Source organism: Pseudomonas typographi (assembly GCF_014694385.1).
Lineage (GTDB): Bacteria > Pseudomonadota > Gammaproteobacteria > Pseudomonadales > Pseudomonadaceae > Aquipseudomonas > Aquipseudomonas typographi.
The window spans coordinates 162,019-180,702 of the sequence record NZ_JAAOCA010000008.1 but is presented as its reverse complement, the minus strand read 5'-3'; the positions used below and the strand labels follow the sequence as shown (position 1 = coordinate 180,702).

Here is an 18,684-nt window from a genome sequence, read left to right as displayed (position 1 = left end):
CGAATGGACTTCCGTGGCACATCATCGAAGCGGCCCGGGCCGCTGATGGCGAGGATGGATCGTGGTGGGGCGGTGGCTATCCGGGGCAGTGGATCAGTTACCGCGCTGGAATAGAAGGGCGTCAAAGTGCTATCCGGACTGACGAAGCGCCGGAACGCCGAGCAAGCTTTGTTCCTGAGTGCGTCACGATCGCCGCCCTGGACGCCGCGCATCTGTCCGACCTCACCGCCATCGCCATCGCCGCCGCCACGCAATCCCGTATTGCGCTGGAAAAGCAGCAGCAGGCCGAAACAGGCGCTGGCCGACCTGGACACCCAACGAACCAAGGAGAAGGCCGATCCACTGGCTGAAAACGAGCGCCTGCGCCGCGGTGTTGCTGATGGCAACCGCCGGCTGAACGTCGCAGGCACCTCTCGTAGCAGTGGCGGGAACGCGCAGCACCACCAGCGTGGACGATGCAGGAACCGTGGAACTGTCTGCAACTTATGGACAAGACCTTCTCGATATCCATGCCGGCATCGTCGCCGACCAAGCAGCCTTGAGGGCGCTACAAGGGTACGTCAGGACGGTATGCTTGCTCACAAATCAGCAGGTGGAAATCATTGTGAAAGGGACATTGGACAGAGCACAAACCATGGTCCAATTCATCTCGCTGTTGGCGGTTCCGGTACTGGTCGCCATATTAGGGTGAAATATTCAAAAGCAGATGAAGGAAAAAGAGGTTCGTTGAGATTTGGTACAGATAGCCATCTCTGTTCTGTCCAATCAGCAGGGCGCAGGTGACGACAAGGCTCAGCTTAAGAGTTGGGCTGCGAGAGTGCTTGCCAGCATGCGGTAAGCCACTGGCTCGCCCTTGTTTTCCCTTACAACACTAGATGTTGTGTCTCGAGAATTCGCGTTATGCCGCCAGCGTTGGTTGAATGTGCGCACCGCGTCCTCGGCGGCCTGCTTGGCCACCTCGTAAACTGGCCTTGGGCGCACCTGGGCGGGAAACTCCTACACACCAACAGGCTCCAATGAGTAACTGTATATTAATACAGAATCACACTTTCGCCTGTTGCCACCAGTGCTCATTAGGCTATGTCGTGCCCTGTGTGAGCCGATGCCTATGAATCACGCAGTGCCGGAGGGGTCGTGCGGCGGCACACCCAATGGCTCGACTGCCACCGCCTCGTGCGCTGTCGAAGACACCGTGGCCTGACTACCCGACGTCGTTGGGTTCGTGCTGGCGAAGATGAGGTTGTTTTCAACGAGGTATTGGCTGACATCCCCATCGAACGTCACCTGAAAGCGCCTACCACTTTCATCGGACTCATAGGACTTGAGGTAGGTACGGGTACCCGCGTCGTTGACCTCGACCCTCAGCGAATGGTCCTGGCCATCGCCCAACCCGGTAAACCCCAGCGCAGATACGTCAATACGGTCATCCTCAGAAAAATCCAGGATCAGGTCGGATGCACTAATGCCCTCCTGTTGATAGCTGTCGAGGATGTTGTCGAAGACGAAGGTGTCTGCACCCGCGCCACCCCTGAGCGCATTAGCGCCCAGACCACTGTTGATGACATCGTCACCACCGTTGCCAATGACCCGCTCTTGAGTGAGGTATTGGCTCACATCCCCTTCAAAGGCGAGCTGAAAACGATCGCCGCCTTCATCAACCGCATAGGACTTGAGATAGGTACGGGTGCCCGCGTCGTTGACCTCGACCCTCAACGTATGGTCATGACCATTGCCCAACCCGGTAAACCCCAGCGCAGAAACGTCGATGCGATCATTACTGGAGAAATCCAAGATCAGGTCGGAATGGCTATGGCCGCCACCCTGATAGCTCTCGGTGATGTTATTGAATACGAAGGTATCGGCTCCTGCGCCGCCTTCGGACGTGTCACGGCCCAGGCCGCCGTGAATGACATCATTGCCGCCATCGCCATAGAGGCGGTCGTTGCCCCCGTTGCCGTACAGGTAGTCATCGCCACCCTTGCCATGAATGCTCTCGCTGCTGTTCGTGCCGCGCAGGGTATCCGGGCCAGACGTGCCGACAGGCGTGGCGTTGGCATCGGTTGATGCTAGACGGGATAGGCTCATGTTTCGCTCCAATGGGTTAGGCCCAAGGTACGCCCAGCGCGCAACTCGACTTCGGCATTGTTGATTTTTTTTCAAGCGCGCGAATTAGACCGCTCACAGGCCGAGCCATTCAATCGCGGTGCTCTGCAGCCGACAAACGGGCATTGCGGCCTGGCGATTCGCCCTGCGCCTACGGCCGCGGCCCAGCGTTTGACGGCTGGGGTTTCCTAGGTCGAGGGGTAGGACAACTGTATCTTTATTACCTCGGCCCTGCGTTCGAGCGCGGAGCTTTCATTCTGCATCTCCTTCGAGAACTCGCACAGGCTACCCAACCTCGCGCTCAATCGCAGCTAGGTGCCCCTTTCGACGGTCAGCAATATGAAGCTTAACTATCCGGATCAACTTACGCAGTTCATAAGGCGATCAAAGGGAAAAGAAGTTTTGTAATGCAGGTGAAGTACAAGCTCTCCTGGCGTGTCCTCCTCAAGCGCCGAACCGAAGTGGTGAGCACCACGACTCGCCGTTGGCCAACATCCTGCCGTCCTACTGCTCGGCCATGGGGCGGATGCTGCTGGCCCAGCCGATGAACAACCAGTAGCGCATTACGTGGCGAAAGAGCCGATCAAGCAGTACACCCGGTTCACCCTGACGGACCTCGGCGCCATCCAGGCAGAAATTGCCAGGGCTCGGGCGTGTGGGTATGCGATCTGCGACCCGGAATCGGACGCCGGTGGCTCAGGGGTGTCGGCGCCGGTGTTCGACGCAGCGGGGGCCTGTGATCGCGGCATTGGATATCGCCGCGGTGTCGAGCCGGTTCAGTGAGAGTCGCGAGGAGATCATCGAACCGGTGAGGTTGTTTGCGCAGCGGTTGAGCCAGCGCGTGGGGCCGCGGCCGGCGCTATGTGATATTTCCCGTTTGATCGTTGTCCTCTGGCTCGCTGCCTCTTGAACGATCGAGGTTATCCGGTGCATAAAAACCAGATGTTCTCCGAGGACACGTATCGTTTTGCGAACCTCGGGAAGGTGGTGACACTCGCGGGCTGGTGAAGCACACCGACAAGGATGATATAAACGTCGGCGCCATATAGGCTGTTTGCGGCTGTCAAGCGTTATGGAAGCACGCTGCCATGGATGTGATAATTGGACTTGCCTTTCTGCTTCGCCGCGTACATTGCGGAGTCGCTGTTTTTCATGAGCTGTGACAGGTCCTGATCAGCGGACAGAATGGCGCCCCCAATACTAATTCCGACCTTAACTTTCACGCCCGCGCAGTCGATGGGCGAACTTGTGTCTTTTAGCATCCGTGTTGCAACGTGCGTCAACTCACAGGCGTCCTTCACGCCGGCTAGCAAAACAAATTCATCGCCGCCCAACCGGGCCATGTATTCATCACCCGATTTACCGGCATCCAGCCGCCTGGCAATCTGCCGCAATACCTCATCACCGGCATCGTGGCCGTATAAGTCATTGATAGACTTGAAGTTGTCAACGTCGAATATCAATAACGCGGTTTTGAGATTGTTTTTTAAATATCGCTTGCGGAAGCTATCGGCATATAATTTGAAAGCGCGCCGGTTGGGGAGGCTTGTCAGCAGGTCAGTTAAAGAGGCTTCTCTAAGTTTTTCTTCAGCTTTGGCTTGCCTGGAAACATCTCGTGACAGGCACAATATGCCCATAACGCTCCCGTCATTCGAGAATAGCGGAGTCAGTATGTTTTCCCAAATGATAGAGGGCTGGCCCGCAAGCTCGCTTTTACCGATAAAACTTGAGCGCTTACCCGTGGTGGCGAGCCGTAATGCGCGCTGGCCGTTCCTTCTAACCTCCTGAGGTAAGAGTTTTAGCCATGGCAGGTTGATTCTGTTCGGTTCCGCGATCAGCCCTAACGCCTTTCTGCCAGCCAGATTTATTTTCAGAATACGGCCGTCAGTGCTAAGTAGCTTAATGCAATCGATGCTGGCATCCAGCATGAGCTGAAGCGTCTCAAGCTCACCGGCGTAAGACGTTGAAGGAGCTAACGCACGCAAACCGTCCATGAAGCGCCGCCTGTCGAAGATATCAATGGCAAAATGCTACGCCACTAAATGGCCATCTCCAAGCCTTATCCGACATTCGGCCGCTTGGCTGCCTGCCCCCTTGGCTATCGCCCAGCACGCCGTCTAAAGATTCCGTGTGGGCGGTCGATAGAGTTTGCAGCACTACAAAATATTATTTGGGAATGTTTCGCCTGGCAAATGAAGAAGACGGTTTTCCGATCGTACCGCTTCATTTAGCCCTGCTTAGCTTTCGTGCTCCCAGGCACAAGCCAATGAGGGGAAATCGAATGTGTGTCGCCACCAGGGCCAATGAGGAATCGATATGCTGAGGAATGCCCCTATCAGGCTAAAGCTCCTGTTAATGCTGATACTTCCTTTAATAGGATTTTTGACATTTTCCAGCTTCTATGTTGCGAACAGATATCACATACTGCTTGCGATGAACCGCACGGTGGCGGCAGGTGCTACGACCCAAAGAGTTTGCGAGCTGATATCCGCCCTACAGCGTGAACGCGGAGCAAGCGGTGTGGTGCTGGGCAGTGCTGGCAAATCCATGAAGGACAAGCTAGAGATTTTCCGCCAGCAAAGCGATCAGCACTTGAATACGTTGTCGGTAAATGACGCGCCAATGGCTGCTGTTATGGAAAGTTTGGAAGTACTGCCCGAACTCAGAAATAAAGTCGATGCCCTAGCGTTGGGCGCCACCGAATCAGGTGCCCAGTACACCTCGATTATCGAAGGGCTAATCCGTTATACCTACAGCCTTGAGGCTAGCGTTGATAACGCTGAGATCCTTCGTGCGTTGGCAACCCTGAATGTATTTGTAGAAATGAAAGAGCGCGCCGGCAGAGAGCGCTTCCTATTGGCTTTAGGTTTCACTCAAAACCGTGTGGACGCTAGCCTCCTCACGCGTATAAGCAAGAATCTGGGAGAGTTTTCTGCCTATTTCGACACCTTTATGGATACCGCCCCTGAGGCTTTTCAGCAACGTATACAAGCGTTGACGCGGCAACCGGTATCGAATGATGTAACGAAATTTCAACAATTATTATTGGAAACACCGGTTGGTGAACCTCTCGGTGTTAAACCCGAAGATTGGTTCAACGTCTCGACGCAACGAATTGATCTCATGAGCGGCATGGAAGCAGAGCTGGCGCAGGCGGCGGGCGGCTTGGCCGGCCAAGCACGGGCAGAGGCCGGCAGAGCGGTATGGTTGGCTGCCGGGGCCGTCTTGATAGTGCTGCTGGCGCTAGCGGCGCTGGCCTATGCCATCAGTCAAAATATCAAGCAGGGCGTAGGTGAGGTGAACAGGGCATTGGTTGCGCTTGCGACCAGGAACCTGACAGCTCGATCGTCTTACCAGGGCCGCGACGAGTTCGCCGCGATTTCCCGAAACGTCAATGGTATGGCGCAAGAAATCCAGGTGCTGATCCAGGAAATCGCTAACTCCACGGTTCAGATCGCTTCGGCCGCGGAGCAATCCTCAGCGATTGCCCTGCAGACTAACCAAAATGTGGCCCAGCAACGACAAGGTACCGAGCAGGTCGCAACGGCGATCAATGAAATGAGCGCTACGGTCAAAGATGTCGCACGCAGCACTACCGAAGCGGCCGAGTTGTCCCAGCGTGTCAATAGCAGTGCGGCCCTCGGCAAAGCGGAAATTGAAGTCACTATTGGCTTGGTCGAGGGGCTTTCGGTTCAGGCTGAGCAAACCTCGCATACAGTGGCGGAGTTGAAAACGAACAGCGATACCATCTCGTCGGTGTTGGACGTGATACGGGGTATCGCCGACCAGACCAACCTGCTCGCGCTTAATGCGGCCATTGAAGCCGCGCGTGCTGGCGAGGCAGGTCGGGGCTTCGCAGTGGTAGCGGATGAAGTGCGCACGCTTGCCCGACGTACACAAGAGTCGACCGGCAACATTCAGAGCATGATTACTAAATTGCAGGCCGGCGCCGATAAAGCGTCCGGCTCAATGAAAGAGACACTGGGCAGGGTACAAGCGGGTGCCAGTAATGTGGTTCGTGCAGGCGACCTAATGGTTGAAATCGCCAATGGTATAACCCGAATCAGCGATCGCAATATCCAAGTTGCCTCCGCGGCCGAGGAGCAAAGCGTAGTAGCAGAAGAGATCAGCCGAAACGTCAGCGATATTAACGACCTGGTAGTGCAAGTCAGCGCGGGCGCCGAGCAGACAGCGGCGACCAGCCGAGAGTTGGCACGCCTGGCGGAGCATCAACGGGCATTGGTTGGCCGATTCAGGATTTGATCTCGCGCACTATCGCGGGCTGGCGATTCCGGCGCACCCGCGGCGAGAGCAGATGCAGCGGCGGCTTGCCCTTGTTGCTAATGCTCACATGTACCTTACATTACAGCGCTACAGTGCTGCGATGGAATGGTCTTGGGTGAATGCTGGTGTTAACGGCGATGCGACCGGGGCCCACTATTCGGTGAAACACCCGGGTCCGCTGGCGATCACGCGCTTGCCCGTCAGCCTCAATGATAATGGCCTGACTGATCGGGAAACCGCGGGTGGCGCAAACCGATATCCACCTCCAGGCTTCAGTTGATGCACTACATGAACCGCCCTGGCCGGAGGCTCGGTCCACGCCGATGAAGCCACCTGGGGTAAGCAGGGAAACCCACCGAGCTGTTACTGGGCCAGGGGGCTCTCATGCACGACAGCCCAGGTGGCGGGCGGCCCGCCTGTCAGCCTCGCGCTTTCGGCAGCTCGGCTTGGCTGCCCCATTCGGTCCAGGAACCGTCGTACAACGCCCCTATGGGCAACCCCGCCACCGCCAGGGCGAGGCTGATGATGGCCGCCGTCAACCCGCTGCCACAGGTGGTGACCACCGATTGCGATCCATCGACGCCAAGCGCGGCGATGCGCTGGCGCAGTTGCTCGGCGCTCTTGAACGTCTGGTCGGGGTTGAGGAGCTCGTTGTAGGGCAGGTTGACGCTGTGGGGAATATGCCCGGCCTCGACACCCGGGCGGATTTCCGCTGCCTCGGCGCGAAAACGCGCACCGGGGCGGGCATCCAGCACCAGCTCGGCGCGGCTGTCGAGGTTGCGTTGTACATCGCCGCGCCCACGCAGCAGCGCCGACCGAAAGGCCACGTCGAACTGTGTTGCGTCGGCGGTCACGGCGCCGCTCTGCAGGGCGCGACCTTCGTCCCGCCACTTGGGCAAGCCTCCATCGAGCACCGCGACACGATCATGGCCGAACAACTTCAGCAGCCACCAGGCCCGAGCCGCGGAAAACAGGCCCTTTTGATCGTAGACCACGATACGCGCATCGTTGCGCAAGCCTAGCTCACCGGCCAGCCGGGCAAAGCGCCCCTGGGAAGGGACCATGTGTGGCAAGGAGGTGTCCGGGTCGGAAAACACCTCGATATCGAAAAAACGTGCGCCGGGTAGGTGCGCTTCACGGAATAGCTGCTTGGCGTCGTGGGGTTCGGTGGGCAGGTAGGCACTGGCATCGAGAATCTGCAGGTCGGGTTTGCCGATTTCACCGGCCAGCCATTGGCTATCGACGAGGGGGCCGAATGTCATGGGTCATGCTCCTTACGCCGCGAGGCGACAGTTTGTTAGCGAGTGGCCATCCACTCACCTTCGCCGGCGCCCACCCTAACAGAGCGATGGGGGCCTGATTAATAACAAAAAAGTAACTACCTAGAACGTTTGGCAAGGCACCGCACCCCGTCAGATCCTCTATAGCCCGGCAACGGTTATATATGCATTTTTGGAATTAAAAAGTGTGTTGAAAAAATTGACAGCTATTTATGACCAATGATTTACTTCTAGTCAGACAGGTCTGTCTAGTAGGGTAAACATGAAAGCATCGCTGCGCGAACATATTCTGGATGTCGCCGAAGAACTGTTTTACGCGCAGGGCACCCGCGCGGTCGGGATCGACCGGATTATTGCCGAGGCGGACATCGCCAAGGCCACGCTCTATGCCCATTTCAATTCCAAACATGCGTTGATCCTTGCCTACCTGCAGCGGCGCAGCGATCGCGTGCTTGGCTTCATGGGCGACACCATCCACGCCACGGCCGGGGAGTCGGCAAAAAGCGTGGTGATGGCGATGTTCGATGTGTTGCAGCACAACACGGGGGTGGATTCACCCTTTCGCGGTTGCGCTTTCATGCTGGCGGTCGCCGAGAACGCCGGGGATGAGCCGATCAGAAACATCGCCATCAGCCACAAGCAGGCGGTCAGCGAGCTGTTTCGCTCGGTTATCGGTGCCGACACGCCGGGGGCGCAGCGCCTCGCCGAACAGATTGCGCTGTGTTACGAGGGCGCGCTTTCGACCATCGCCATCCACAAGAGCAATCGCTGCATAGAGGCCGCAAAAGCCTCGATTGAAAACTGTTTCAAGATCGCGGCCGACCCGATGTGAGGGCCACGGCTTCGTTGGTAGCAGCATCCAGCAGTAAGCATTCGCAAAAATCCATACTCAGGGGTTTCCAACTAAATGCCAACGAAGAACGTGTATTGGGCAGTGGGGCTGGCCGCCGCGCTGGAACCCACTTTCGCCATGGCTCAACAGCTCACCGCCGACGGAGCATCGGCCAACGTGCTCGACTCGGTCATCGTGACCGGGACGCGCGACGCCGGCCAGAAGGCCCGCGACAGTCTGAGCCCGGTGGCGGTGGTTACTGCTCAGCAGTTAGCCTCGACCGGCCAGACCAACCTGCGCAGTGCGTTGGAACAACTCTCGCCGTCGGTGGTGCTGCAAGGTTTTACCAGTGACCTGGCCGGCCTGGTCGACACGATCAAGATGCGCGGCCTGGGCCCAGACCAGACGCTGGTGCTGGTCAATGGCAAGCGCCGCCACACCACGGCAACCATCAATAACAATGCCGGGCCCAACCAAGGCTCCACGGGTGTCGACATCAACACGATCCCGGTCTCGGCCATCGACCATGTGGAAATCCTCAAAGACGGAGCGTCCGCCCAGTATGGCTCGGACGCTATCGCCGGGGTCGTCAACATCATCCTCAAGTCCGCCGACCACGGCGGCTCGGCAAGCTCCACCAATGGCGCGTATTTCGCCGGCGACGGCTTTACCACCAACGATTCGGTCAACTCCGGGTTCAAGCTGGGCGATAGCGGCTTCCTCAACCTGAGCGCCGAGTTCCAGCATCAGGACCGCACTGACCGCGGCGCGGTGGATGATCGCACCGGCGATCACAGCAACAAGATCTTCGGCAGCCCAGAAGCCACGCGTCAGGTGCTCTCGTTCAACTCACGGCTGCCGGTCAGCGATAGCACGGATGCCTATGCCTTTGGCACCTACGGCAACCGTAAGGCTAAAAGTTTGCAGAACTATCGAATTTCCAGCCGGTTGCCGGAGGTTTACCCGGACGGTTTCTCACCAAAGGAAACCACCGACGAGGATGACTATGGCGTGACGGTTGGCCTTGAAGGCACCCTGGCCGATGTCTGGGACTGGGACCTGAGTTCGACCTACGGCCGCGACCGCAGCAACCTGGACCTACGCAATAGCGCCAACTTGGGCTTATACGCCGACACCGGCAGCACCCCCAAGAATTTCAAGCTGGGTCAATATTGGGATACCCAGTGGACCAACAATGTGGATATCCGCCGCGCCCTTGATGTGCCGCTGTTGGCATCACCCTTGAACCTGGCCTTCGGTGTGGAACAACGCCGTGAGGGGTATGGCATCGGCGCCGGCGATGCGGCCTCTTACTACGACTCGGGTTCCGACGCCTACCAGGGCATTTCGCCGGCCAACAAGGTGGACGTGCATCGCGATGTGCAGGCGGCTTACCTCGACCTGTCCGCCAACCTAGTGCCCAAGCTCAAGGTCGACCTGGCCGGGCGCTACGAGCACTATAGCGATGTCGGCAGTACCGTGACGGGCAAGGTCGCTGCGCGCTATCAGGTGAACGACCAACTGGCCCTGCGCAGCACTGTCAGCTCGGGCTTTCGTGCCCCCTCGCTGGCGCAGGAGAACTACACCAGCATCGGCGTCGGCCCGGACAGTGCCAGTGGCCAGGTTGCCGTCAACTCCACGGCCGGCAAACTCTTGGGCGCCTCGTCGCTCAAACCGGAAAAGTCGACCAACTTCAGCATCGGCGCGGTGTTCAACCCGCTGCCCAATCTGGATATCAGCCTGGATGCCTACCAGATCACCATCGACAAACGCATTGTCGAGGGCGGCACTTATTCCGGCGCCACGGCCCTCAGTGCGCTGACGCAACAGGGCGTCACCCTGCCGGCGGGCCTCGACCCCAGCGCGGTGTCAGTGCAGTACTTTTCCAACGGCGCCGATACCCGCACGCGCGGGCTGGACCTGACCGGCAGCTACCACAGTGACTATGGCCCGTTTGGGCATGTGGACTGGAGCCTTGGCTACAACCTGACCCACACCAAGGTGCTCAGTGTCGGTGACGACCTCAACGGCAACCCGCTGCTCAACGCTCAGACCAAGGCCTACCTGACCAGCTATACACCGCGCGACAAATTGATCCTGGGCGCCAAGTGGAAGAAAGAAAGCTGGAATGTCGACCTGTCGGCGATCCGCTATGGCAGCACCACTTCGATGCTCGGTTACTACAGCGGCGCCAACGCCTATTCCACCTCCGTGTTCAAGCGCGTCAGGAACCAGCCGTTGATCGCCACCAACCTGGCCGTTGGCTACCAGCTGTCTTCGGCTTGGAAGGTCACGGTGGGCGGCGAGAACATTTTCGATGTGCGGCCCAAGCACATTCCCCGAGAAAACGCCTACCAGGGCGTGCAGCAATATGACGGTGGCATCTCCGGGATTGGGATCAACGGCGGCTATTACTACACCCAGATTGCCTACAACTTCTGACCCCTGCATTTCGCTCAATTGCCGAGAATTCTTGACATGAACAGACGTAACTTTCTCCAGGCTGCGATCGTTGCTGGGGTCGCGAGCCAAGCTCGCCTGGCCTGGCCCCAATCTGGGCCTGACAAGCTGATTTTCGCTGAGGCGTCCAAGCCCGGCCCGCGTGCCATGATCGAGGCGGCTGATGGCCTCGCCGGTGCGCCTTATGCGGTCGAATGGTCGGAATTCAATGCCACGCCGTTGATGTTAACCGCCTTGGCAGGCGGCGCGGTGGACGTTTGCGGGGGCGGCAGCACCGCCCTGGTGTTCCTCGCCGCCAACACCCCGACCTTGGGCCTCAAGGCGATCTTCGCCCAGCAGATCGGCGGCCCGGGGGCACAGAACGGGCGCATCCTGGTGCCCAAGGATTCGCCGCTGCATCATGTGCGTGACCTCAAGGGCAAGCGCATCGCTGTCACCCGTGGCACTCAACTGCACTATCAGGTCGTGGAGTGGCTGCGGCGCGCCGGTGTGCGCTATGACCAGGTCACCCTGGCGAGCCTGCAACCCTCCGAGGCCCTGGCCGTGTTGCAACGTAGCGAGGTGGATGCCTGGGCGGTTTACGAGCCGTATGCCTCGGTAGCAGAGTTGGAAAACGGTGCGCGGGCATTGGAGGGTACGCCCATGCTGGGGGATTACGGGCTGGTTTTCGCCAGCGAGCAAGCCTTGGAAGACCCGGCCAAAGTGGCCCGGATCCGTGACTTCCTGCACCGCCTGGCCGTATCGGAACGCTGGCTTCAGGCGCACCAGGAGCGCTGGATAGAAACCGCCGCCAAGCTTACGGGGCTGCCCGAAGCCGTGGCCCGGCGCAGCGCCCCGCGGACCCTGGCGACCCCGGTGGCCATTACCGATCAGGTCGTCGCCAGCGTTCAGGCTCAAGCCGATGTGTTCCGTGAGGTGGGGGTGATCAACACCCCGGTCAACCTGGCGGATGCCTTTGACCGGCGCTTTGCCGATGCCTTGTCCTGAGGCCACTGCCATGTCCGAACACCATTCAGGGCTCAAGCTGGGGGTCTTTCTCCAGGCCAACGGCAACCACCTGGCCGCTTGGCGCCATCCGCAGGGCTGGGATGACATTGCTTTCGACGTCAGGCGCTATCACGCGATGGCGCGTGAGGCCGAAGCCGCCGGTTTCGACTTGCTGTTTCTCGCCGACACCCTGGGGTTCACCTTTGGTGGCGGGCTGACCACGCGCCTGGAGAGCAGCGGTCGGGTGATTGGCTATGAGCCCTTGACGCTGCTGGCCAACCTGGCTGCCGTGACCGAGCACATCGGCCTGGTCGGCACCGTCAGCACTAGCTTCACCGAGCCCTACAACGTTGCCCGGCAGTTTGCCTCGCTGGACATCGTTTCCGGCGGCCGCAGTGGCTGGAACATGGTGACCTCCGGCAGCGATACCGAAGCGCGCAACTTCAGCCGCGAGCGGCATCTGGACCATGGCTTACGCTACGAGCGGGCGCGGGAGTTCGTCCAGGTGGTCAAGGGGCTCTGGCGCAGCTGGGAGCCGGGCAGCTTCATTCGCGACAAACAGGCCGGGCGCTTTTTCGACATCAGCCGTTGTCATCCGCTGGACCATCATGGCAAGCACTTCTCTGTGCAGGGGCCGCTGAACATTGCTCCATCGCCGCAGGGGGCACCGGTGGTGTTCCAGGCCGGCGGCTCGGACACCGGGCTGGCACTGGCTGCGCACACTGCCGAGGTGGTGTTCGCCGCTTGCCGAGGGGTCGAGGACGCGCAGGACTACAGCCTGCGCCTGCGCGCCTTGCTGCGGGCGGCCGGCCGCGCTAACGGCGAGCTGAAAATCATGCCGGGGCTGGTGCCAATCGTTGACATCACCCGCGAAAAGGCGATGCGCAAGCATGAGCAACTCCAGGCTTTGATCAGTCCGCAAACGGCCCTTGAGGAATTGCAACTACTGCTGCCCGGGGTGAGCCTGGACACCCGTGATCCCGATGCGCCGTTTCCGCTGGACCTGACCTTGACCAATGCCAGCCAAAGCCGCCAGGCACTGATCGTGAAAATGTCCGATAACGGCCACCGCAGCATCCTTGAGGTGGCGCGCGAGGTGGCCGCCTACCGTGGTCACTGGCTGATGGTCGGCAGCGTGGAGGAGGTGGTCGATCAGATGGAAGCGGCGTTTCGTTGCGGCGCCGTGGATGGCTTCAATATCATGCCGGCCTACCTGCCTGATGGCCTGGTGGATTTTCGCCAGCTGATCACACCTGAATTACGCCGTCGTGGCCTGATCCCCGAACAGCCGGTGGCAGGTACCCTGCGCGCGCGCCTGGGGTTACCGCAGTGAGCGGGCAACAGCCGGCGCGGCGCTGGCAGGGGCCGCTGCCATTGGCCAGGCGCATCCGCGATGATCAGGAGGCGCTGCAGCGTGCCCGGGAGATCGCCGCCATACTGGCCCCTGGCGCTGCCCAGCGAGACCAGGAACGCCGCTATCCCGAGGCCGAGCTGGAGGCGTTTTCAGCCAGTGGTCTGTGGGCCATCAGCGTGCCCCAGGCGTACGGTGGCGCGGGGGTCTCTTATAAAACCGTGGCTCGGGTGTTCACACTGCTGGCGGCAGCCGACCCCTCGGTTGCCCAGTTGGCCCAAGGCCACACCAGCGTATTGGCGATCGTCGCGCGGGTTGGCACGCAGGAGCAGAAACATGACGTGCTAGGGCGGGCCCTGGCCGGCTATCGCCTAGGCACGGCGGGTGCCGAACCGGGTGCGGTGGGCCAGGCCATGCAGACCCGTATAAGTACGGTCGATGGCCAGGCGCAGATCAGCGGGCAGAAGTTTTTCAGCACCGGTGCGCTGCTCAGCCATTGGGTGGCCGTCTATGCCCTGGATGAGCAGGACCGGCTTACCGTTTGCCTGGTGGACCGCCAGGCGCCAGGGCTACTGATCGAGGATGACTGGCACAGCTTCGGCCAGCGCACCACGGCCAGTGGCACCCTGACCCTGGACCAGGTACCGCTGGAACCACGATACATTATCCCGGCGTGGCGTGCCTACGCTGACGGCCCGCAGAACGCTGTCACGCATATCACCCACGCGGCGATCGACTGCGGCATTCTGCAGGCCGCCATCGACGATAGCCTGGCCTGCCTGCGCGAACGCTATGGTACCGATCTCGCGACAGTGGATGGCCACATTCTGCAGACCCTGGGCGGATTGCAGATCGGTTTGCATGGGGCCCAGGAGTTACTGGATCGCGCCGGCGACCTGTTGGACTCGGCCATCTTCAGCGGCGACCCGGCGCGGCACCGCGCGGCCGAAATCGCGGTGTACGAGGCCAAGGTCCAATGCGCCGAGACGGCCCTGCGCGCCTGCTCGGTGCTGTTCGAGTTAGTCGGCGCGCGCGCCACGTTTTCCCAGCGCAACCTGGATCGACACTGGCGCAATGCGCGCACCCACACCGTCCATGACCCGGTCTACCTGCGCCAGCGTGACATTGGGCGCTATTGGCTGGGCGAGGCCCCATTGGGCCAAGAGCAAGAGGAGTAAGCCATGATCAAATTTGGAGCGGTACTAGGTGGTGTTGGGGTCAACCCCGCCGACTGGTTGCAAGAGGATGTACCGGCCGACGCTAGCGTCAATGTCGACTGGCTCGTGGGCTGCGCCGAGGACGCCGAGGCAGCCGGGCTGGATTTCGTGTTTATGTCCGATGCGCTGTTCATCACCCCGGACAGCTCCCCGTTCATGCTTGCGCGCTTCGAGCCCATGACCTTGCTCAGTGCCTTGGCCATGCGCACCCGGCATATCGGCCTGGTAGGCACGGTCTCCACTTCCTACAGCGAACCGTTCAACGTCGCGCGGGCGTTCGCCTCGCTGGACCTGCTGAGCCACGGTCGGGCCGGCTGGAACCTGGTCACTACCGCTATCGAGAAAGCTGGCGCTAATTTCAGCCGCCGCCAGGCCTCCAGCCACGAACAGCGTTACGACCGCGCCGAGGAGTACATCGAGGTGGTCCGCGGTTTATGGGACAGTTACGAAGACGACGCTTTTCCCAGGGACAAGGCGCAACGCCGGTTTCTCGACAAAGACAAGCAACATGCGCTGAATTATGAGGGTAAGTATTTTCAGGTCGCCGGGCCGCTGAGCTCGGTGCGCTCGCCGCAAGGGCATCCGGTGATCTTCCAGGCCGGTGATTCGGACCGTGGCCGGCAGTTCTCGGCGCGCCATGCCGACGCGGTGTTCTCGCTGCCTCATTCAGAGGCGAAGGCCCAGGAGTATTACCGCGACCTGAAAAACCGCGCTGCGGCCCTGGGCCGGCAACCCGAGGAGATCAAGGTCATCGTTGGCATCAACCCCTTCGTCCACGAGGACGGCGCCACCGCGCGCCGGGCCTATGGGGAATTTCTACAGCACACTTCGCTAGACGATGGCGTGAAACGCCTGGGCTTTCTATTCAACCAGGACTTCTCCAGGCACCCGCTGGATGAGCCGTTTCATGTCGATGCCCAGCAGGCCTTGAATGGCTATCAGGGCATGGTCCAAGAGATTCTCGGCGCCAGCCAGGCAGAGCGCTTGAGCCTGCGTGATACGGCGTTGCGCTTTGGCATTCGCGAAAACCCTTTCGTCGGCAGCTACGAAGAGGTTGCCGCGCAGTTGGAACGCTGGTACCGCAACAGTGCAGCCGACGGTTTCAACATCGAAATTTCGTCGCGGGTCAGGTTTCGCCAGTTCGCCAACGGGGTACTACCGATACTGGTACAAAAGGGCTTATTCCGCCGCGAGTATGAAGGCACCACGTTGCGCGACCGGCTGGGCTTGGCGTTTGTCAAAAACCGCCATGCCCCGGCATGAACCGGGCCACATCGCGACATGCTTGTGCCGCTGTGGCCAGGTTAGCCGCCACGCGTGCAGTCCGTTGCGCTGCCCTGATCGATCCCGAGCCCCGAGCCTGCACGCATCCGTGTAACGAGTAGGCCGCCCAGGGATCAGTGGCAAGGAAAACCGAGAAGGTGGCGGCCGTCATGGAAGAGCTCATGTAGCTGATTGCCGGGCACTATTGAAGTCGCACCTTGGTCGGCGCCAATGAAATATAAAGCCAGCATTAATAGCAACCCCGCCAACATCAGCCAAGGTAATACCTCGCTCACGGGGATAACGAAGGTGTCGGATATCGTCGCATCGCGGGCGTGTGAAGTGGGGTTTGTCATGGTGGCCTCTGATTGTGTGTCGATCAACAATAGGCTATGGCATACAAAGTGGCACCCTCATGGCTGTGTCGGCAAATAGTTGGGAAAAATCGCTTTCCTGATGACCGCATGTACGCCCCAGTTGCCGTTCACCACTTGGGTTACGCCAAAGTCAACGGCGACCGAGATCAGTGAAATCGCTTCATCTTCGTCTAATGTGTGCGCCTCCATCAGATACACCCGGGTTTTGTGAAAGGCGTCACGCATGGCCGCATCAAGGCTGGATTTTCCATAAATCTGCGACTGTGCTTGGGGGCCCAACTCGGCAAAGTGATTCGGAAAACTGAGCCCCTGGATGACCCATTCAGTCGCTGTTTCCAGAAACGGATAGTTCAGATTGGCGAAGAAGCTTGTGACCAGCGCCTGCTTCTTGTGCAGAACCAACTGAAAAGTGCCGGTCAACGAGCACTCGATTGCCGTGCCGCACAACTCTGAGTCTCCTTGGGAGGCGTGAGGGTCGCCCACTGAAAACAACGCACCGTCGACCGACACCGGCAGGAACAACGTCGACCCTTTGCCCGCGCGCCAATTGTCGAGATTGCCGCCGAAGTAACCTGGCGGAACGGAGTCCACGTTGCCTGTTTCTCGCGGTGCCACGGCTAGCACGCCGAAGTGGGGCCTGACAGGCACCCTTGCATTTTTCAATACGCCATATTTACGTTCAATGGTTGCAGGGTCTACCGGTATGCCGGGGTAATCAATGGTGGGATGAAGTACGCCAAACGGATCGGTTTGCGGCGTCCACTTAAAGCTGTAAACTGCTTTGGCGCACGGGGTTGTAGTGGAGCGATCTATTTCATAAATAGTCACTACTTCGCGTTTGCGCGGCTCGGTGATCAAGTCGTGATAGTGAAACCCCCACCACGCTGCAGCATTGCTTCCATAACTCCGGCCGTAATGTTCAGTGCTGCAACTGGGCCGTAGTTGGATGTCCAAAATCCTGATCTCCAAAATGTCCCCAGGCTCGGCGCCCTGTACGAAAACCGGCCCTGTGCAGATATGCACGCCAAAACCTTCTCCTGCCCCGCGGCCATAAATGGATGCATCGATGGGCCCGGCACCCCGACGATCGACGTTTTTCTGCTCGGCAGTCCAGTGAAAGACACTTTCTGCGCCAGGGTCGCCTTCGATCATCCGCTCGCGGTCATCGGTGGCGTGTTGAGTCAGGGTTTCTATCGTCAGAATATCGCCTGAGCGCACCGAGAGGATCGGTTTGATGGCGCGGCTGAAATATCCCCAGTGCACTGTCTTATCCGAGGCAGGTACGTAATAGTGATTCGGCGGTGGTTTCCCCGTACCTATGGCCTGCTGTGTCGCGTGGGTGGTTTCACTGGCGGCGGTCGCCGCCGCACGCTTGGGGGCCAGTGCCAGGGCGAGAGCATAACGGGCATGATCACCGAGCACATTCTCAAAATGGTGCTGGCGCAAATGGGCTTCGTTGCCGTCTACCCTCGCTGCGAGTGCTGTTTGCGAGGCAATACGAGGCCTTACCGAGGCAGGGTCGACCGCCGGGCGCCCGCGTTGAACCAGTGGTGCGAGTTCTTTTGGCGGCCCGGCGCGGTACTGCTTGGGTGAGATGCCGAACCTGGCGGTGAATGCTCTGCTGAAATTGGCGGCGTCGCCGAAACCCCATCGAAAGCACAGTTCCGAGATGGAGAAATGCGCAAGCGACGGATTGGAAAGGTCGATACGGCAGCGTTCTAGGCGGCGCATTTTCACGTATTCGCCAAACGTGGTGCCGCCGACCTTGAACAGCTTTTGAATGTAGCGCGTCGACAGCGAGTCCAGTCGGCCAATGTCTTCAATGGTGAATTCTGCATCTACCAATTTGGCTTCAATCGTGCGGCATACACGCCGAAGGTGCCCAAGTTGGACGGAGGTCGTGTCGGCCGCTGCCGCATCATCAACGTGAGAAAGGCAAGTTATCAACAGTTCGGTCAGCGTGGCTTCCATTGGCAACAACTCGTGGGTGTCGAGCTGGTCAAGTTGGTCTGCTATCGACCGAACAAGGTTGACGCACACTGCACCGACCCCGGTGGCGGCGGAAATCTTATTAAGGTCTTGGCCGCTGGTACGCACCAGCCGTAATACGAAACTTGCCGCTTCGAGCTTTACGAATACAGCCCGGTAATCTGTATGCATGTCCATTCGCCACTGGCGAGTAGGGTCCAGAAGAATGATCTCGCCCGCATGCAGGCTTACCGTTTCCGCTTCATCGGCGACACAACCTGCGCCTTCCAGGATCGCGACCACGATCAACGCGCTACCGTAGCGCCGAGCATTCTCTGGGTGCGGCATAAGCGTGTGCGGTGAAGACTGCACGCGCACGAAAACGGAGTCCAGCGATGACCTTCTGGAAGAAACGTAGCCCTCCAGAGGCAACCGGTGGTGAGAAGGTCCTGCCTGCGAGGTCATAAGCACCTTTTGCAGCACTTCCGACCATGCCTTTTCTCGCAGCTTTTCCGGAAAATCATCGGTGGCGAAACGGCGAATATCGTCAAGCATGGCGCAT

General features: G+C 59.5%; 14 protein-coding genes and 2 pseudogenes. 11 read left to right on the top strand and 5 right to left on the bottom strand.

Features of this window, described 5'->3' with window-relative positions:
* Nucleotides 1-126: 126 nt before the first annotated feature.
* Nucleotides 127-414: pseudogene (locus tag HAQ05_RS29430) on the top strand (lysis system i-spanin subunit Rz); the annotation flags it as partial.
* Nucleotides 415-455: 41 nt separating this feature from the next.
* Nucleotides 456-542, top strand: coding sequence for a hypothetical protein (locus HAQ05_RS29425; protein ID WP_190419456.1), 87 nt, complete (start codon nt 456-458; stop codon nt 540-542).
* A 571-nt stretch (nt 543-1,113) separates the two neighbouring features.
* On the opposite strand, the gene HAQ05_RS08620 is transcribed toward HAQ05_RS29425, so the two are convergent.
* Nucleotides 1,114-2,085: a calcium-binding protein gene (locus tag HAQ05_RS08620; RefSeq protein WP_190419415.1), complete on the bottom strand. Its 972-nt coding sequence runs from the start codon at nt 2,083-2,085 to the stop codon at nt 1,114-1,116.
* A gap of 525 nt (nt 2,086-2,610) precedes the next feature.
* Here HAQ05_RS08620 and HAQ05_RS08615 point away from each other — a divergent pair.
* Nucleotides 2,611-2,886 (top strand): IclR family transcriptional regulator domain-containing protein, encoded by a 276-nt coding sequence (locus HAQ05_RS08615; protein WP_238935100.1) that lies wholly within the window; start codon nt 2,611-2,613, stop codon nt 2,884-2,886.
* A 287-nt stretch (nt 2,887-3,173) separates the two neighbouring features.
* Here HAQ05_RS08615 and HAQ05_RS08610 read toward each other — a convergent pair whose 3' ends face one another.
* On the bottom strand, nt 3,174-4,097 hold the full coding sequence (locus tag HAQ05_RS08610; RefSeq protein WP_190419411.1) for a GGDEF domain-containing protein: 924 nt from the start codon (nt 4,095-4,097) through the stop codon (nt 3,174-3,176).
* A 322-nt stretch (nt 4,098-4,419) separates the two neighbouring features.
* On the opposite strand from HAQ05_RS08610, the pseudogene HAQ05_RS29420 reads away from it, so the two are divergent.
* Both HAQ05_RS29420 and HAQ05_RS29415 read left to right on the top strand, forming a co-directional pair.
* Nucleotides 4,420-5,508 (top strand): annotated as a pseudogene (locus tag HAQ05_RS29420) (nitrate- and nitrite sensing domain-containing protein); the annotation flags it as partial.
* The gene (locus HAQ05_RS29415; RefSeq protein ID WP_420825759.1) at nt 5,503-6,366 is read left to right on the top strand and encodes a methyl-accepting chemotaxis protein; all 864 of its coding nucleotides are present in this window, start codon (nt 5,503-5,505) and stop codon (nt 6,364-6,366) included. The pseudogene HAQ05_RS29420 and the gene HAQ05_RS29415, both read left to right, overlap by 6 nt.
* Nucleotides 6,367-6,806: 440 nt before the next feature.
* Here the strand turns inward: HAQ05_RS29415 and sseA are convergent, their stop codons facing one another.
* Nucleotides 6,807-7,649, bottom strand: a complete 843-nt coding sequence (gene sseA, locus HAQ05_RS08600) for a 3-mercaptopyruvate sulfurtransferase (protein WP_190419407.1) — start codon at nt 7,647-7,649, stop codon at nt 6,807-6,809.
* 280 nt (nt 7,650-7,929) lie between these two features.
* Here sseA and HAQ05_RS08595 point away from each other — a divergent pair, with 280 nt between their 5' ends.
* From HAQ05_RS08595 to HAQ05_RS08570, 6 genes are all read left to right on the top strand, one after another.
* Nucleotides 7,930-8,499 carry a TetR/AcrR family transcriptional regulator gene (locus HAQ05_RS08595; protein WP_190419405.1) on the top strand — a complete coding sequence of 190 codons (570 nt, stop codon included), beginning with the start codon at nt 7,930-7,932 and terminating at the stop codon, nt 8,497-8,499.
* A 75-nt stretch (nt 8,500-8,574) separates the two neighbouring features.
* Nucleotides 8,575-10,941, top strand: coding sequence for a TonB-dependent receptor plug domain-containing protein (locus HAQ05_RS08590; RefSeq protein WP_190419403.1), 2,367 nt, complete (start codon nt 8,575-8,577; stop codon nt 10,939-10,941).
* Nucleotides 10,942-10,977: 36 nt separating this feature from the next.
* Nucleotides 10,978-11,946, top strand: coding sequence for a PhnD/SsuA/transferrin family substrate-binding protein (locus HAQ05_RS08585; RefSeq protein ID WP_190419401.1), 969 nt, complete (start codon nt 10,978-10,980; stop codon nt 11,944-11,946).
* A 10-nt stretch (nt 11,947-11,956) separates the two neighbouring features.
* Nucleotides 11,957-13,279 carry an LLM class flavin-dependent oxidoreductase gene (locus HAQ05_RS08580; protein WP_190419399.1) on the top strand — a complete coding sequence of 441 codons (1,323 nt, stop codon included), beginning with the start codon at nt 11,957-11,959 and terminating at the stop codon, nt 13,277-13,279.
* Complete coding sequence (locus tag HAQ05_RS08575; RefSeq protein ID WP_190419398.1) at nt 13,276-14,475, top strand: acyl-CoA dehydrogenase family protein; 1,200 nt, start codon at nt 13,276-13,278, stop codon at nt 14,473-14,475. The genes HAQ05_RS08580 and HAQ05_RS08575 overlap by 4 nt, the downstream gene beginning before the upstream one ends.
* A gap of 3 nt (nt 14,476-14,478) precedes the next feature.
* A complete protein-coding gene (locus HAQ05_RS08570; RefSeq protein ID WP_190419396.1) occupies nt 14,479-15,777 on the top strand; it encodes an NtaA/DmoA family FMN-dependent monooxygenase in 1,299 nt (432 codons plus the stop codon).
* 134 nt (nt 15,778-15,911) lie between these two features.
* Here the strand turns inward: HAQ05_RS08570 and HAQ05_RS28590 are convergent, their stop codons facing one another.
* Complete coding sequence (locus HAQ05_RS28590) at nt 15,912-16,049, bottom strand: CbtB domain-containing protein (RefSeq protein WP_274601962.1); 138 nt, start codon at nt 16,047-16,049, stop codon at nt 15,912-15,914.
* A 141-nt stretch (nt 16,050-16,190) separates the two neighbouring features.
* Nucleotides 16,191-18,677, bottom strand: a complete 2,487-nt coding sequence (locus HAQ05_RS08560) for an acetamidase/formamidase family protein (RefSeq protein WP_190419392.1) — start codon at nt 18,675-18,677, stop codon at nt 16,191-16,193.
* Nucleotides 18,678-18,684 lie beyond the last annotated feature (7 nt).

Bases quoted from the DNA above. Each gene is read 5' to 3' on its own strand.
- HAQ05_RS29425 (WP_190419456.1), top strand. From the start codon at position 456: ATGCAGGAACCGTGGAACTGTCTGCAACTTATGGACAAGACCTTCTCG.
- HAQ05_RS28590 (WP_274601962.1), bottom strand. From the start codon at position 16,049: ATGTTGGCGGGGTTGCTATTAATGCTGGCTTTATATTTCATTGGCGCC.
- HAQ05_RS08560 (WP_190419392.1), bottom strand. From the start codon at position 18,677: ATGCTTGACGATATTCGCCGTTTCGCCACCGATGATTTTCCGGAAAAG.
- HAQ05_RS08585 (WP_190419401.1), top strand. From the start codon at position 10,978: ATGAACAGACGTAACTTTCTCCAGGCTGCGATCGTTGCTGGGGTCGCG.
- HAQ05_RS08595 (WP_190419405.1), top strand. From the start codon at position 7,930: ATGAAAGCATCGCTGCGCGAACATATTCTGGATGTCGCCGAAGAACTG.
- HAQ05_RS08620 (WP_190419415.1), bottom strand. From the start codon at position 2,085: ATGAGCCTATCCCGTCTAGCATCAACCGATGCCAACGCCACGCCTGTC.
- HAQ05_RS08570 (WP_190419396.1), top strand. From the start codon at position 14,479: ATGATCAAATTTGGAGCGGTACTAGGTGGTGTTGGGGTCAACCCCGCC.
- HAQ05_RS08590 (WP_190419403.1), top strand. From the start codon at position 8,575: ATGCCAACGAAGAACGTGTATTGGGCAGTGGGGCTGGCCGCCGCGCTG.
- sseA (WP_190419407.1), bottom strand. From the start codon at position 7,649: ATGACATTCGGCCCCCTCGTCGATAGCCAATGGCTGGCCGGTGAAATC.
- HAQ05_RS08580 (WP_190419399.1), top strand. From the start codon at position 11,957: ATGTCCGAACACCATTCAGGGCTCAAGCTGGGGGTCTTTCTCCAGGCC.
- HAQ05_RS29415 (WP_420825759.1), top strand. From the start codon at position 5,503: ATGGCGCAAGAAATCCAGGTGCTGATCCAGGAAATCGCTAACTCCACG.
- HAQ05_RS08610 (WP_190419411.1), bottom strand. From the start codon at position 4,097: ATGGACGGTTTGCGTGCGTTAGCTCCTTCAACGTCTTACGCCGGTGAG.